Origin of the sequence: Variovorax gracilis (genome assembly GCF_030317115.1) — a bacterium.
GTDB lineage: Bacteria > Pseudomonadota > Gammaproteobacteria > Burkholderiales > Burkholderiaceae_C > Variovorax > Variovorax gracilis.
Genome location: NZ_JASZYF010000032.1, coordinates 1 through 15,428, shown reverse-complemented (window position 1 = coordinate 15,428; position 15,428 = coordinate 1). Strand labels below are relative to the sequence as shown.

The following is a 15,428-nucleotide window of genomic DNA, read 5'->3' as shown; positions in this document are numbered from 1 at the left end:
CGTCAATATCAGCGGAGGAATCAGCACGCGTCACCTGGCTTTCGGCGTTCAACAAGGGAGAAGTTTGCAATGCCGACGGGTGTTCGCAATTGACGGACGGAGACATCCATTTATCAATCCGGGAAAGTGCGGGAAAGCACGAATGCCCGCCTTGAAGCGATCCCATCCGCAGTTGACTTGTCGAAGCTGCGGCGCTGCGTTTGAGGTCTAGGGGGACTCGACACCCATGGACTGGTATCGACTTCGATAGGCGCCCGGGCTCAGTCCCATGCGCTCGCGAAACAGCCGCGAAAAGGAACTGGGGTCGTTGTAGCCCACCTGTGACGCGATCTGATCGACGCCGAGATCGCTGGCTTCCAGGAGGGCACGAGCGGAGTCGATACGCAGGTGTTGCAAGTAGGTCAGCGGGGACTGATCGAGGACGGCGCCGAAGCGTCGGACCAACGTTCTTTCGCTCACGGCCAACTCGGCAGCAAGCTCGGAAATGCGCACGGCTCGGGCCATGTTCGATTGCAACCAGTGCTGCGCGCGATGAACCACCGCGTCGGTGTGGCTGATGTCCGCGAGCAAGGGCAGGTAGGGCGTCTGGGTCGTCTGGCTGACGTCGATGAGCATGCTCTTGGCGCATTGCGACGCGATCGCCGGGCCGGAGAATCGTTCGACTACTCGAACCGCCTGCAGCAGGTAAGACGCCGAGGCGCCGGCGCAGAGCAGGCGATCGACTTCCGTGAGCACGGGTCGCAATTGCAGATCGACACGCGGAAAGCGCGTGCGGAACTGCCGTTCCAACCACCAGGTCGTCGTGGCGATGCGCCCGTCCAGGAGACCTGTCTGAGCCAGGATGAAGGTGCCCGTACAGTTGGCCGCGAGCCAGGCGCCGCGACGCCACTGCGATGTGAGCCACGCGCACACGGCGGACTGACCCTTGAGCAACTGGTCGAACTTCGAGTGGCCGGCGTAGTGCAGGCTCGGTATGAAGACGAGGTCGAAATGTTCGCGCGCGCCGACCTTGTGTGTCTGCAGTTGCAGGCCATTGCTTGCTGCGACGGGTTCGCCCGTCAGCGACACGAAGCGCCACTCAAAGAGCGCCGCGGAAGCACCCTGCTGCCTGCGCAAATGCGAATTCGCCACCTGCAGGATGTCGGCGAACCCGCCAAGGCTGGAGGCATAGCAGCCGTCAAAGGCAAGGATTGCGGCACGAGGCATGGGTTGTCCGATTTCGCATTGAAAACGTCAATTTCGCCAATGTACCGCGGAAGCCCCGAAACCTAGACTCGTCTCACATCAACGGGCCGGCAGCGCCCACCACCCCCCACAGGAAACACGAGACATGAACGCCAGAGACAACACCGTTGCACTGACACAGCAGGCGCCCGAGCGCCATCAACCGAAGCTCTATCACGACCTGCTGACGCCCGCGGAAACGCTGGCCATCCGCGAGGAAGTTCGCCGCTTCGCCGACCAGCACGTCGCGCCGGTGGCGTGGGAGATCGGGCACCGCGAGGAGTCGGTCGAGAATTTCCCGCGCGAGCTGTTTCGCAAGATGGCCGATGCGGGCCTGTTCCGCATTCCCTTCGCGGCCGAGGTGGGCGGACGCGGGCTGAAGTACCCGGCCTGCGCCACGGCCGCGCTCATCGAGGAACTGGCCTACTACTCGAACTCTGTCGCGGCCCTGGTCGACGTGCATTGCATCCTGGCCGGCCATGCGCTGGAACACGCATCGCCTGCGCTGCAGCAGCGCTACCTCGCCCCGCTGCTGGCTGGCGAGAAGATCGGCAGCTTCGCCACCACCGAGCCCGATGCCAGCACGGATCTGAGCATCAAGACGATGCAGACCTTCGCGAACCGCGAGGGCGGTGGCTATGTGGTCAATGGCCGCAAGCGCTTCATCACGAACGCGCCGGTCGCCGATTTCGTTGTGCTGCTGTGCGCGGAAGAAGGCCGCATGACCGAGATCGTCATCGACCTGGATTCACCGGGCGTGCGCGTCGGCGCGCCCGATCGGAAAATGGGCAATCACGGCCAGCTGACCGCCGACATCTACTTCGACAACGTGCAGGTTCCCGCCGAGAACGTCGTTGGCGCAGTCGGCGGCGGCCTCAAGATCGCATTGCAGACGTTGACCTACGGGCGCATCGGCATCGCCGCGAGCGGCGTCGGCATGGCACAGGCGACCTTCGACCACAGCGTCGAGCGCCTAACGACGCGGCAGGCCTTCGGCAAGAAGATCGCGCAGTTCCAGCACTGGCAGTTCAAGCTGGCCGAACGCGCCACCGAGATCGAGAATGCACGCAACCTCTACATGAAAGCGGCCCTGCGCATGGATGCGGGCGAGGCGTTTCCGGAGCCCGAAGCGGCCATGGCGAAGTGGTATGCGACCAACCTCGCCGCCGAGTTCGCGCGCGATGGCGTGCAGATCTTCGGCGGCTATGGCTTCATGGCCGAGCTGGCAGCCGACGGCTCGCACTACCGCGTGGAGGAGATCTATCGCGATTGCAAGATCGCGGAGATCTACGAGGGCACCAACGAGATCCAGAAGCTCGTGATCGCCCGGGCCATCTTCGGCAAGGACATCACGGGCTGAATGCCATGAAGGTCTTCGTCGTTCACGCTCACCCCGAGCCCCGGTCCTTAAGTGCCGCACTGAAGTCGGTGGCGCTCGAGGAGCTTCTTCACCAGGGCCACGAAGTGCAGGTCTCGGACCTGTACGCCATGAAGTTCAATCCCGTTGCGTCGGCCGAAGACTTCGGCGTGCGGGCCAATCCCGACTACTGCGCCTACGCGTTGGAGCAACGGCAAGGGATGCAGACGGGCACGATTGCCGCCGACATCCAGGCAGAGCTCGAGAAGCTGCTGTGGTGCGACCTGCTCATCCTGAACTTTCCCGTGTTCTGGTTCTCCACCCCCGCGATCCTGAAGGGCTGGATCGACCGCGTGCTGGTTTCGGGGACCGTATATGGCGGAAAGCGCTTCTACGACCGTGGAGGCCTTCGCGGCAAGCGTGCACTCGTGAGCCTGACGCTGGGTGGACAGGAACACATGTTCGGCGAGAGTGGTATCCACGGGCCGTTGAAGGACATGCTCAGGCATCTCCTGCAAGGCACGCTCGCCTACACCGGCATGAGTGTGCTCGAACCCGTTGTCGGTTGGCATATCCCCTATGTATCCGACGACCAGCGGCGGCATGTTCTCGAAGCATGGCGCACGCGCTTGCAGTCCCTGAGCTGCGAAGAGGCCCTGCTCAGGTTTCCCAGCCTGTCTGAGTACGACGAGCGCCTGTATCCACGACGTAGCCAAGAGCTCCTCTCGGGGACCTGATCCTGACTGGCGCACTCGACGTCTTCGACAGGGGGCGGTACTCGGAATGTCCCGCTAAGGTAAATGCATGTCACTCCCGGTCAATCGGCATTGCACGGACGCGGAACAATCAAGCTTCCAAAAGGAGCAACGCATGTACCAACAGAATGTCGTCATCATCAGCTGCGCCATCACCGGCGCGATCCACACGCCCTCGATGTCGCCGCACCTGCCGGTGACGCCAGAAGAGATCGCGGAGTCTTCGATCGCGGCGGCGAGGGCAGGCGCCGCCATCATCCATCTGCATGCCCGCGACCCGGTGACCGGTAGACCGGACCAGCGTCCTGAGGCTTTCACGCCCTTTCTGGGGCGCATCAAGGGCGAATGCGATGCGGTGGTCAACCTGACTACCGGCGGCTCGCCTTACATGTCGGTGCAAGAACGCATCCGACCCGCGACCGAGTTGCAGCCCGAGGTCGCCTCGATGAACATGGGTTCGATGGGGTTCGGCTTGTTCCCGATGCTGGATCGCTTCAAGGAATTCAAGCACGACTGGGAGCGGTCGTACCTGGAGGGCAGCAAGGACCTGGTCTTCCGCAACACCTACGGTGACATCGAAACCTCGCTGCGGGAACTGTCGGCCAGCGGCACGCGCTTCGAGTTCGAGTGCTACGACACCTCGCACCTCTACAACCTGGCCCACTTCATCGATCGCGGGCTCGTCAAGCCGCCCTTCTTTGTCCAGACCGTGTTCGGCATCCTGGGCGGCATCGGCGCACATCCGGACGACGTCATGCACATGAAGCGCACCGCGGACCGCCTTTTCGGCAACGACTTCCGATGGTCGGTGCTCGGCGCGGGCCGCAATCAGATGAAGGTGGCGGCCATGGCTGCGTCGATGGGGGGAAATGTGCGCGTCGGGCTGGAAGACAGCCTGTGGATCGCTCCAGGAAAGCTGGCCGAGTCGAACGCGCAGCAGGTGCGCAAGGTCCGCGAGATCCTGGAAGGGCTTGGCCTGCAGGTCGCGACGCCGGCGCAGGCGCGCGAGATTCTTTCGCTCAAGGGCGCCGAGAACGTCGGGTTCTGAGTTGGCCCGCGCGACTGGCCTTGCTTACTCATGAGGCACCAGATGAATGAAGAGAAGAGACTGCGTGCGGCCCGCCTGGCCGGCAAGGTCGCCCTGGTCACCGGCGCCGGCCCTGGCCTGGGCGGCGTGATTGCAGAGGCGATGGCCGACGAGGGCGCGCATCTCGTGCTGTGCAACATCGACCAGGGGGCGCTGCAACACACGCAGTCTCGGCTCGAGGCACAGGGTGTGCAATGCCTCGCGCTGCGCTGCGATGTCTCCGATAGCGCCGCCGTCGACGCGATGTTCACGCAGGCTGTGCAGCGCTTCGGCACGGTCGACATCCTGGTCAACAACGCCGCGCGCGTGCCCAATGCGCCCGCCGAGGAGACACGGCGCAACCTGCACCAGCAATACGTGACGACGCCGATGCCGCGCCAGTCGCTGGGCATCGTGTCTTCGCTGTCCGACGACGACTGGCTCAAATGGTGGGGAGTCAACATGCACGGCGTGTTTTTTTGCACCCGCGCAGCGCTGCGTCTCATGGAGCCACGGCGCTCGGGCAAGATCATCAATATCGCCTCGATCGCCGGGCTGGGCGCTGGCAGCACGCACAGCCCCGGCTACTCGGCGACCAAGGCCGGCGTCATCAGCCTGACCAAGACCAGCGCGCTGGATGTCGCCGGCGCCAACATCTACGTGAATGCCATCGCCTGCGGCGGCATCCTGACGCCGCCGTTGGAGGACTATCTCGCGCGTGCCAGCGAAGAGCAGAGGAACCGCGTGAACCAGTTGATCCCGCTCGGGCGAGTCGGCCGGCCTGAGGAATACGCGTCGCTCGCGGTGTACCTTGCCTCGGACGAACACTACCTGGTCGGGCAGGTGATCAGCCCCAACGGCGGCATGATCATCTGATTGCCACAGTCGAAGGGAACATTTGCATGAGCGCGCTGACGGTCGCGGCCACCGCTGCCGATCTAGCCATCTTGGAGTGGATCGCACAGGCCGTATCGCTATCCGCGCGCGAGAGGCAACGTCAGGATGTCGCCCTGAAGCAGTCATGAGTTTTAGATGCTCATGGCCGGGACTGCCTGTTCGCCAAGCTCGCCTAGAGCGGTGGTTGGCTAACCGGGCGATCACGCCGAAGGTCAGCTGTCATGCACGGCCGCGAATTGATACTCGCGGCCAGACCAGTCAGTCGCTTCGCTGCGCTTTTTTTTAGGCCGCGCGCTTGGCTGAGGAGCAGGCCTTTAAAAACTCTAGATGGGGTCGCGCGCTGGCGGGCAGCCGGCCGGGAGTCTTTCTAAGGGTCATCCGGTCAGTGTCCTTGGCCGGCTCTTCACCCATGCCGACGCGGGATCTGCAGAACTTATCTTCCTTTCCAGGGGTCTTACGATCAGGAAATCGATCGTCCGCCCCTTAACTAGATTCTCCGACCGTGTTACGTTCGGTAGCGAACAACGCGAAATGTGGTGGACTGCCAGGTTTCGTGAACACGAGTTTTGCCCACCCAGCTCGGACCGGGGCAGCGTCGGAGGACCACATGCATCGATTCCTATCCAACAACCGGGAAGAGTTGATTGCGCGGTGCAAGGAGAAGGTCGCGCAGCGACCAAGGCGGGCCGCGACAGCAGAGCAGCTTGCCAACGGCGTTCCGATCTTCCTGGATCAATTGATGAGAACGCTGGAAGCGCAGGAGAACGGCGAAATTGACGAGAGCTTCAGGATCTCCGGTGCCGCTGGTGGTGATTCCGCGTTGTCCGAAATGGGCCTGAGCGCCGCGGCGCACGGGAAGGAGCTTCTAGGACTTGGCTATACCGTAGACCAGGTGGTGCACGACTACGGTGACCTTTGCCAAGCCATTACAGACCTTGCGGTCGAGCGCGATGCGCCATTCTCCGTTGATGAATTCCGCACCTTGAATCGTTGTCTCGACAACGCCATTGCCGATGCGGTTACCGAGTTCGGCGTCTGGCGTGACGCGAGCGTCGCTTTGCAGCAGTCCTCAGATGAGAACGAACGTCTCGGCGTCCTGGTTCACGAGTTCCGAAATTACCTGCACACCGCAACGCTTGCGTTTTCGGCACTGGAATCGGGGAAAGTTCCAATCGGTGGTGCGACCGGCGGCGTCTTGAAAAGGAGTCTGGCTTCTCTGGCCGCCTTGCTCGACATGTCGCTATCGCAGGTCAGAGGCGCAGTTGCAACGCCGAACGCGGAGGCTTTTTCGCTCTCATTGTTTGTGGCAGACGCCAAGAATGCCGCTTCGCTCGACGCGAGCGTCAAGAACTGCACTTTTACGGTTCCAGATGTGGACGTCGCACTGGGAATCTCTGGGGATCGGGAGCTTCTCTTAGCGGCTTTGGTGAACCTGCTCCAGAACGCATTCAAATTCACCCACCCTGGCTCGGAAGTTACGCTAAGCGCTTACGCCGAGGGGGATCATGTTCTGGTCGATGTCAAGGACAACTGCGGAGGTCTTCCATCAGGAGCTACCGCAAGCATCTTTCGACCCTTCAAGCAGGTCGGTGACGACAAGAGCGGGTTGGGGCTTGGTCTTTCCATCGCTCGGCGTAATGTCGAGGCGGACGCTGGGCTTTTGACCGTGCAAGACGTGCCTGGCACCGGGTGCGTGTTCACCATCAAGCTTCCGCGCAGGACGCTTCCATAGCAGTTGGGTCGCTCCAGCGCGCCATTCAAAACGGCAGGTTTGGCCTGTACCACGGCGGTCCATCAGGCTCCGGTGTAGCCGATGAGTGCCTGTTTCGGAGCGTGGCGAACTTCAGCTTTGGACCCCATTTCGCGACATTCAAAAGCAGTCGCTCACGCGCGACTTCGTCATGCTCATCCGTTGCCGCCCGCGAACCGAACTGGCGACACCGGCGACGGTCGAGTTCCAAAGTGGACCGGCGGTTCGTCAAAAAAAGTGCCAAGGTCTGGTCTCGGCGACCCCTGTCATTCGGTAGCCAAATTCGAAGGACAGCAGACAGTCTTGAGCGCGCCTTCGGGCCAGCCCCGTGAACTGGCAATGCCGGCCACAAGCGAAAGGCCGGCAGAACCTCCCCTCGGGAGCCGTGCGCCTGGAAGCCCACGTAAACGAGCTTGGCCGGGTGTTACTTGCGCGCCTCCAGCACCAAGTTGAACGGCGTCTCGGTCGCGCGGCGGAAGCGGGAGAAGCCCGCCTCAGCGAAGACGTGCCTCAGCCGGCGTTCGCCGGCCTGCGCGCCAAGCCCCAGCTTCACATCCTGCGACAGTGAGTTGGGCGTGCAGATGCAAGTCGACGCCGCGTAGAACAGCCGGCCCACGGGATTCAAGTTCTCGTCCAGTTCGTCGTTGGCAAACGGTTCGACCAGCAGCACGGAGCCTCCCGGCTTTAGCGCCTCGTGCGCTCGCTGGGCTGCCCCCACCGGATCGCCCATGTCGTGCAGGCAGTCGAAGAAGCACACCAGATCAAAATCGCTGCCCGGGAATTCGCGTGCAGTCGCCTGGGTGAACTGGACCCGATCCCCGACAGCGGCGTCCGCCGCGCGTTGGCGAGCCTGCTCGATCGAGGGGTCGTGAAAGTCAAATCCGTGGAAGGTCGATTTCGGATATGCCTTCGCCATGATCAATGTGGACGCACCGTGACCGCAGCCGACGTCGGCGACCTTTGCGCCCTGCTCGAGCAGGGACACCACGCCGTCGAGCGCCGGCAGCCATTCGCTGACCAGGTGGGCTCGATAGCCGGGCCGGAAGAAACGCTCGGTTCCAGAGAAGAGGCAGGGATGGTGGTCGGCCCACGACAGCGCGCCGTTGCCGCGCATTGCGGTGACCACCTTGTCCTTATCGAAGTACATACTGGCAAGCACGACCGCTCCGCCGGCCACGTAGACCGGCGAGTCCTCTTGCGCCAGCGCCATGGCCTGCTCTTCGGGGAGCCTGAACCGGCCCTGGTCGTGTTCGACGTAGCCGCTCGCCGCCTGGCCGCTGAGCCACTCACGCACGAGCCGGGCGTTGCAGCTGGTGCGCTCGGCCAGCTGGTCTGGCGTAACCGGGTTTCCGTCGGCCATCGCCCGGTACAACCCCAGTTCTTCACCGAGGATCACGTTGGCCATGATGGCCGCGCCGCCCATGTCGATGACGAGCTTGCCCATGAACTCGTTAAGTTTGGCTTCATCCATTACATCGTCCTCCGCGGGCTGGGACGACACATCGGCGCGGGTAGCCCGCGACTCGGCCGGGGAGCGCACCACCCGGTGCGCGAAGAATTCTCCTACCGTCTAGTTGAGCGGGTCAACGTGGCTTCTGTAGCCACTTGGCCCGACTCCGCACAGTTGCCAAATCATCGAGGTACTGACGCTCTGTCAGTACCAATACTGGCGCGCTATGAGGCCTTGTTGCTCACCCCATGGTTAGATTCGCTTTCGATAGAACACACGCTCGTAGCCGCTCTGGGCTCGGCGGTCGTATTCGACGTAACCAATCTTGGGATAAAGCACTTGGTTCTCCGTCATCTTGGAGTTCGTGCAGAGGCAAATGGACTCGAAGCCGCGTCTGCGAGCCTCGCCTTCGGCAAACTCCAGCAATGCACGGCCCACCCCCGTACCATGCGTCTGCGGGGACGCCGCGACCGTATCGATGTAGAAGCCGTCTGCAGTCTCATACTGAACCAGAACACCGACCACCTGTTCACCCAGCTCCGCGACCCAAACCTTCCCTTCGACGGCCAGTGCTGCATAGTCGGAGAGCATCGGTGCGGGCGGCTTGCCGATTCGCTCCACATAGGGCTCGAAAGCAGCGTTGACGCAGGCCGACGCCGCGAGAGCATCGCGCTGATACGCTACACGGACTCTGATTGCAGGTGCTGTCATCGCTAAGCCTCAACTCATTCGGCGATTGTGCTACCCGGGTCATCAGTGTGTCGCGTCACAGGGGAGCGGCCGCTTCCTGCATTCATCGTGCCACGTCTGCGAAGGTCGCCTCATGGCCGCGAGCACCAATTCGAGACCGCGCTTGATAGCTGACCTTCGGCGTGATCGCGCTGTTCGCCAAGGGCTGCTAACGGCGAGCTTGACGAACAGGTAGTCCCGGCCACGAGCCGACATACGTCAAGGTCTGCTTTTGAGCGATCCGTCTCGAGCAATGGAGGCGCGTGTTCGGAATGCGGATGCGTCGTTGCAGATGTGCGGGGCCTGCGAGCTTCAGCCTTTCCGCCGTGATGGAGAAGATGAGCGCCGCGGCGCCGCTTGAGCTAGTCGGCGCCGCGAGGCGTGCGGACGCCCCCAACGTTTGCGCCCCGCGTCAAAGCCACCATGGCTGGCCGAATGCCTCGACCTGGGCCCCGCCTTACTTGACCGTATAGCCACGACCCTCTAGGCATGCGGCGCGAGCCCTGGCAAACGAAGCCTGCTTTTGCTGCGTGGCCGACGCCTGCTGCTGCTGGGCCGAATTCGCTGCCGCCACGTTCTGCCGGCGGCTTTGCCCGCGCGCAGCCACCGCACCCGCCGCCGCACCGGCGCTGGCGTTTCCGCCGGCGATCTCGCCGACAGCAGCGCCGCGCAATGCGCCGCGAGCACCTGCCCCCGGGGTCGTCCCAGTCGCTGTGGTCGGCGGCTTGGCCGTGGGCGCGGGCGGAGGTGGTTTGGCTGGATCAAAGCCGGACTGCTTGACCGCCCACGAATAGCAGGCGGCCTCGTCACTCTTCTGTTGCTCTGGGCTCTGGCCCTTGGCCGGGTACACGTACTGTTGTGCGCTGGCTTCGGAAATCAACAAACCTGCCAACGCCAGGAAGCACAGGGTTCGATGCTTCATTTCGTGGACCTCCGATCAATGATGGCGCGCGTCGCGTCAGCGCCGCCGCTCGAATTCACCTGAACCGAAACTGAATTCGCCAGGGACGATGACGACGATGGCTCGAGGGCAAGGTTCAGACGCGAATATCTCTCGCATCCACTATGGACTTCGGAATGCTCGCCGTCTACTGCCAGCAAGGGTAGGTGGCGGTGCGCGCAGTGCGCGCAAGGTCTACAGTGATCCGTGCTGCCCTCGGCGATCGTCTAGCCGAGGGTGAGCTTGTTCGAGAAGCTGTGCCGGTGATTGAGAAACGTCGTTTCTAGAAAGGAACTCATCATGAACGGACCGTGCTCATTTACCGCCGCCGCCGTCGTACTGATGTTGGCGGCTTTGCTGCCGCTGGACGCCTCGGCGGCGGCCTGCGCCAAGGGCGTCTACCGCGCGGGCTGTGTCGGACCGAATGGCGCCGCCGCCGTCCGCAAGCCGGTACCGCCACCGGCACCAAAGGTGATTTGCGCGAAGGGCGTTTACCGTGCGGGGTGCGCCGGCCCCAATGGCGCGGCAGTCGTCCGCAAGTAGTTGCGGAACGCCGCATCGGGCGGCAACCCGATCGAACTTGGAGGAAGCACCATGAGAAAGTCGAATGACGATCTTTCCCGGGGCCGTACGCCGATGAAACGGGACAGCCTGCGTTGCGCGTTGACAGCATTCGCGCTGGGCCTGAGCCTCGCGGGCGTCGCTGCGGCACAGAAGGCGTCACCGGGCGCGCTCGACCGGACCGTCCTTCCGATCGCCGAGCCACGGCGCACGCCCATCACCCAAGTCGACGTGCGCAACGCAAAGGCGCCGCCCCGTTTCGAGGTGAAAGCCCCGAAGGGCGCGCCGAACGTCGTGATCGTGTTGCTCGACGACATGGGGTTTGCGCATCCGAGCACCTTCGGCGGCGCGATTGCCATGCCGACGCTCGACCGGCTCGCCGCCAACGGCCTGCGCTACAACAACATGCACGTCGCTGCGTTGTGCTCGCCCTCGCGGGCGGCGTTGATCACGGGCCGCAATCATCACACCAACAACACCGGCGCTGTCCAGGAGATCGCGACCGCGTTCGAGGGCAACACTGGCATTCGCCCGGCGAGCGTCGCGCCACTGCCGGAGATGCTGCGCCTGAACGGCTACAACACGGCCGCATTCGGCAAGTGGCATCTGACGCCGGCCTGGGAAACCAGCATCTCCGGCCCCTACACGACCTGGCCCACCCAGTCGGGCTTCGAGAAGTTCTACGGCTTCCTCGGCGGAGAGACCAACCAATGGTCGCCGCTCTTGTACGACGGGGTGACCCGGGTCGAGTTGCCCGCCGATCCGAACTACCACTTCATGACAGACATGACGAACCAGGCCATCGCCTGGGCTCGGTTCCAGCAGTCGATGACCCCCGACCGGCCGTTCTTCATGTACTTCGCCCCTGGCGCTACCCACGCGCCGCACCATGTGTCCAAGGAATGGGCTGATAAATACAAGGGCAAATTCGATGAGGGCTGGGACAAGTACCGCGAGGACGCTCTGGCCCGGCAGATCAAGCTCGGCATCGTGCCGGCTGGAACGAAGCTCGCGCCCAAGCCCGCCGGAATCAAGGATTGGGACAAGCTGACGCCCGATGAGCGACGACTGTTTGCACGCCAGATGGAAGTCTTCGCCGGATTTGCCGAGCAGGCCGACTACGAGATCGGTCGCCTGGTGAAGTCGATAGAGGATCTGGGCGTGATGGACAACACGCTCTTCATCTACGTCGCCGGTGACAACGGTGCGAGCGCCGAGGGTGGGGCGACCGGCCTGTTCAATGAACTTACGTTCTTCAATGGTGTCCCGGAGACCGTTGAAAACCAGTTGAAGAACCTCGATAAGTGGGGCGGCCCGGAAACCTACCCACACTATGCCGCCGGCTGGGCCGTCGCTGGCGATGCGCCTTTCGCCTGGACAAAGCAGGTGGCGGGAGACTATGGCGGCACCAAGACCGGCATGGTCGTGCACTGGCCAAAGGGGATCAAGACGAGGGGAGAAATTCGCTCCCAGTGGCAGTACATCACCGATCTCGCGCCGACGGTGCTCGAAGTTGCGCAGTTGCCGTTTCCAAAGTCTGTCAACGGCACGGTCCAGAAGCCCTTCGAGGGCGTGAGCATGGCTTACACGCTCAACGATGCGAAGGCGGCCGACCGACGGAAAACGCAGTATTTCGAGATCCTCGGCAACCGCGGCATCTACCACGATGGCTGGCTCGCGCGTACCGTGCACAGGGCGCCATGGGAACCCAAGCCACGCGCGACGCTCGACAAGGACACGTGGGAACTCTTCGATGCGCGCAAAGACTACAGCCTTGCCACCGACCTTGCTGGGACGCAGCCGGCGAAGTTGAAGCAGATGCAGGCCGTGTTCCTGAAAGAGGCGGCGAAGTACAACGTGCTTCCGATCGACGACCGCAGCGTCGAGCGCTTCAACGCGGCGATCGCCGGGCGCCCCGACTTGATGGGAACGCGTACTTCGATCACGCTCTACCCGGGCATGACAGGCATGATGGAGAACACGTTCATCAACGCGAAGAACCGCTCCAGCACGATCGCCGCCGAGATCGACGTCCCACAAGGCGGCGCCGAGGGCGTGATCTTCGCGCAAGGCGGGCGTTTCGGCGGCTTCAGCCTGTACCTGAAGGACGGCAGACCCACGTACACCTATAACTGGGTTGGCCTCGAACGCTACACGGTGGCCTCTCCTCAGGCGCTTCCGCCGGGTAAGGCGACCATCAAGCTGGACTTCGCGTATGACGGCGGCGGCCCCGGCAAAGGTGGCACGGCTTCTCTATCGGTCGGCGGGCAGAAGGTTGCCGAAGGTCGGATCGAAAAAACCATTCCGTTCATCATCTCGCCCGACGAGGGTGCTGACGTTGGCGAGGACGATGACACGCCCGTCTCAGGCGACTACGTGGCGGGCATCAAGAGCCGATTCACTGGGAAGATCGAGAAGGTGAGCCTGGAGGTCCGGTGAGACGCACCAGCCGTTTCGGTAGAAGTCTGCTATCACCATGAACCGCCCGTCAAAGGGCTCCTTTCCGGAAGGCGCCTCCAGGACGCGAGGCTGCCTGCCTTGCGACTTTCACCATAGGAACCGCGACCCGACACCCGGGTGTCTCCGTCGGCGGTGATCCAGCGATCGGTGTCTGGTTTGGGGCAATCAATTTTGTAGCGGCTACTTCCGCAATGGGCACGTTGCAGGCTTCCCTGCGTCGAGTGGGAACGGCTGGTCTGCGCCATCAAGGGGTCCTGGTCGCGAAGTCGGCATTCGCTGCACAATTGAATTCCCCGGTCGGCATTCGATGGCAATTCCGGGCCCGAAAGGGAACTTCACGCCTTGCGAAAGCGGACGCTCAGGGCAGTCGGTTTCGGGCCTTCGAATTTCCGTCATCCGCAGCTCTCTTGCAGTGCTCCGTCCTTCCTAGTCGCCGAACCTGAGCAGGGCCGTCATCGAGACCTTGCTCGCCCGGACCGGCAGGTGTTCGGGGGCGTAACATCTACAGCGCCAAAGAGCGCATGATGTGAGCTGATGGCCTGACCTCGCCGATGCGCAGGGGACGCTGAATTCTCCCCTCTGAGCTCTTCGAACTCGTCGAAACCGAGGTTCTCATGGAGGACCGTATGCATAGATTCCTTTACAACCATCGCGACGAGCTCATCGAACGGTGCAAGGCCAAGGTTGCTCAGCGGCCCCGTCGGGCGGCCACGCCCGCGCAGCTCGCCAACGGCGTTCCGATTTTCCTGGACCAACTGATGAGAACGCTGGAAGCGCAGGAGAACGGTGAGGTCGGCGAGAGTTTCAGGATTTCAGGTGCCGCTGGCGGTGACGCGGCTGCCTTGTCCGAAATGGGCCTGAGCGCAGCAGCGCACGGCAAGCAGCTAATGGAACTCGGCTTTTCCGTCGACCAGGTCGTGCACGACTATGGTGACCTTTGCCAGGCCATCACAGACCTCGCCGTTGAACTCGACGCGCCCTTCTCCGTCGACGAGTTCCGCACGTTGAACCGTTGCCTCGACAACGCCATTGCTGACGCGGTCACCGAATTCAGCAGCTGGCGGGACGCCAGCGTCGCACTGCAGCAGACCGCCGAGGAGAGAGAGCGCCTGGGCGTGCTGGTGCACGAGCTGCGGAACTACTTGCACACCGCAACGCTTGCATTCACCGCGCTGGAATCGGGGAGGGTTCCAGTTGGCGGTGCGACCGGCGCCGTGCTGAAAAGGAGCCTGACGTCATTGGCGGCCCTACTGAATCTGTCTCTGTCTCAGGTCAGGGGCACAGCCGAAGGTCCTCAGGAGGCGCCCTTTTCGGCCGCGTCGTTGGTCGCGGAGGCCAGGAATGTCGCCTCGCTCGATGCGAGCACCAAGGGCTGCACGCTTTCGGTCCTCGACGTCGATGCCAGGCTGGGCATCTCGGGAAACCGCGAGCGGCTCCTGGCGGCCCTGGTGAACTTGCTGCAGAACGCCATAAAGTTCACCCATGCGCATACCGAAGTCACCCTGAGCGCCCATGCCGAAGGGGACTATATCTTGGTCGACGTCAAGGACCACTGCGGGGGACTTCCCCCAGGAGCCACCGCGTGCATCTTCCAGCCCTTTGTCCAGGTCGGTGAGAACAAGAGCGGGTTGGGACTCGGCCTTTCCATCGCGCGACGAAGCGTTGAGGCTGACGCAGGCGTATTGACCGTTCGGGACCTCCCGGGCACGGGTTGTGTCTTCACCATCAAGCTTCCGCGAAAGACGCTCTTGGTTGAGTGAGCCCAATAGTCGAATGTCCGTCCTTAGCCGACTAGAGCCTGTCGGCTACTAGGCCCTTTGGGCCCAATGCTGTCCTCCACATTGATGCCAGCAACTGAACCTTCGCAGCATCAGCGGCCGTTCCGGAGATGACCTGCCTCAGGCGTAGAAGTCCCCCGTTCGTATCTTTCTTGAAGCTCTAAAAGTTGACCTTCGGAGGCGCGACCCGATAAGGGATGGGATCGGCGGGCGACTAACGGTCCAGGATCTTTCTGCTTACCAGTTCAAACACCGTCACCAAATCAACCGGTTTGCTCAGCAGGTGATCGAAGGTGCCCTTCTGCCGAAGTTCGGCCAGCCGCAACACATTCCCGGACAGGGCGACGAGTAGGAGCCCGGAATCCGGGTACACCGAACGCAATGCTCGCGCTGCTCCTTCGCCATCCAAGCCGCCCATCTCCAAGTCGAGGATCGCGAGGTCAGGACGGCATTCCGTGCCG

General features: G+C 62.8%; 13 protein-coding genes and 1 pseudogene. 8 read left to right on the top strand and 6 right to left on the bottom strand.

Annotation, left to right across the window (positions count from 1 at the left end; genetic code table 11):
• Positions 1-207: 207 nt before the first annotated feature.
• The gene (locus tag QTH97_RS31290; RefSeq protein ID WP_286572486.1) at positions 208-1,206 is read right to left on the bottom strand and encodes a GlxA family transcriptional regulator; all 999 of its coding nucleotides are present in this window, start codon (positions 1,204-1,206) and stop codon (positions 208-210) included.
• A 124-nt stretch (positions 1,207-1,330) separates the two neighbouring features.
• Here QTH97_RS31290 and QTH97_RS31285 point away from each other — a divergent pair, with 124 nt between their 5' ends.
• From QTH97_RS31285 to QTH97_RS31260, 6 genes are all read left to right on the top strand, one after another.
• Complete coding sequence (locus QTH97_RS31285) at positions 1,331-2,584, top strand: acyl-CoA dehydrogenase family protein (RefSeq protein ID WP_286572485.1); 1,254 nt, start codon at positions 1,331-1,333, stop codon at positions 2,582-2,584.
• A 5-nt stretch (positions 2,585-2,589) separates the two neighbouring features.
• Positions 2,590-3,318, top strand: coding sequence for an NAD(P)H-dependent oxidoreductase (locus QTH97_RS31280; RefSeq protein WP_286572484.1), 729 nt, complete (start codon positions 2,590-2,592; stop codon positions 3,316-3,318).
• A 133-nt stretch (positions 3,319-3,451) separates the two neighbouring features.
• The gene (gene kce, locus QTH97_RS31275; protein WP_286572483.1) at positions 3,452-4,384 is read left to right on the top strand and encodes a 3,5-dioxohexanoate:acetyl-CoA acetone transferase; all 933 of its coding nucleotides are present in this window, start codon (positions 3,452-3,454) and stop codon (positions 4,382-4,384) included.
• A 42-nt stretch (positions 4,385-4,426) separates the two neighbouring features.
• Positions 4,427-5,278: an SDR family NAD(P)-dependent oxidoreductase gene (locus tag QTH97_RS31270; protein ID WP_286572482.1), complete on the top strand. Its 852-nt coding sequence runs from the start codon at positions 4,427-4,429 to the stop codon at positions 5,276-5,278.
• 26 nt (positions 5,279-5,304) lie between these two features.
• The gene (locus QTH97_RS31265; protein WP_286510802.1) at positions 5,305-5,427 is read left to right on the top strand and encodes a hypothetical protein; all 123 of its coding nucleotides are present in this window, start codon (positions 5,305-5,307) and stop codon (positions 5,425-5,427) included.
• A gap of 479 nt (positions 5,428-5,906) precedes the next feature.
• Positions 5,907-7,031: a sensor histidine kinase gene (locus QTH97_RS31260; RefSeq protein WP_286572481.1), complete on the top strand. Its 1,125-nt coding sequence runs from the start codon at positions 5,907-5,909 to the stop codon at positions 7,029-7,031.
• 442 nt (positions 7,032-7,473) lie between these two features.
• Here the strand turns inward: QTH97_RS31260 and QTH97_RS31255 are convergent, their stop codons facing one another.
• The 4 genes from QTH97_RS31255 to QTH97_RS31240 all read right to left on the bottom strand — a co-directional run bounded on the left by QTH97_RS31255 (position 7,474) and on the right by QTH97_RS31240 (position 10,560).
• Positions 7,474-8,520 carry a class I SAM-dependent methyltransferase gene (locus tag QTH97_RS31255; protein WP_286572480.1) on the bottom strand — a complete coding sequence of 349 codons (1,047 nt, stop codon included), beginning with the start codon at positions 8,518-8,520 and terminating at the stop codon, positions 7,474-7,476.
• 231 nt (positions 8,521-8,751) lie between these two features.
• The gene (locus QTH97_RS31250; RefSeq protein ID WP_286572479.1) at positions 8,752-9,210 is read right to left on the bottom strand and encodes a GNAT family N-acetyltransferase; all 459 of its coding nucleotides are present in this window, start codon (positions 9,208-9,210) and stop codon (positions 8,752-8,754) included.
• A 475-nt stretch (positions 9,211-9,685) separates the two neighbouring features.
• Positions 9,686-10,150, bottom strand: coding sequence for a hypothetical protein (locus QTH97_RS31245; protein ID WP_286571501.1), 465 nt, complete (start codon positions 10,148-10,150; stop codon positions 9,686-9,688).
• 245 nt (positions 10,151-10,395) lie between these two features.
• Positions 10,396-10,560 (bottom strand): hypothetical protein, encoded by a 165-nt coding sequence (locus QTH97_RS31240; protein ID WP_286572478.1) that lies wholly within the window; start codon positions 10,558-10,560, stop codon positions 10,396-10,398.
• A gap of 202 nt (positions 10,561-10,762) precedes the next feature.
• Here QTH97_RS31240 and QTH97_RS31235 point away from each other — a divergent pair, with 202 nt between their 5' ends.
• Together QTH97_RS31235 and QTH97_RS31230 are read left to right on the top strand one after the other, a co-directional pair.
• Positions 10,763-13,168, top strand: coding sequence for an arylsulfatase (locus tag QTH97_RS31235; RefSeq protein WP_286572477.1), 2,406 nt, complete (start codon positions 10,763-10,765; stop codon positions 13,166-13,168).
• Between the two features lie 647 nt (positions 13,169-13,815).
• Entirely contained in the window at positions 13,816-14,949 is a 1,134-nt protein-coding gene (locus tag QTH97_RS31230; RefSeq protein WP_286572476.1) for a sensor histidine kinase, read from the top strand.
• A 232-nt stretch (positions 14,950-15,181) separates the two neighbouring features.
• On the opposite strand, the pseudogene QTH97_RS31225 reads toward QTH97_RS31230, so the two are convergent.
• Positions 15,182-15,428 (bottom strand): annotated as a pseudogene (locus QTH97_RS31225) (hypothetical protein); the annotation flags it as partial.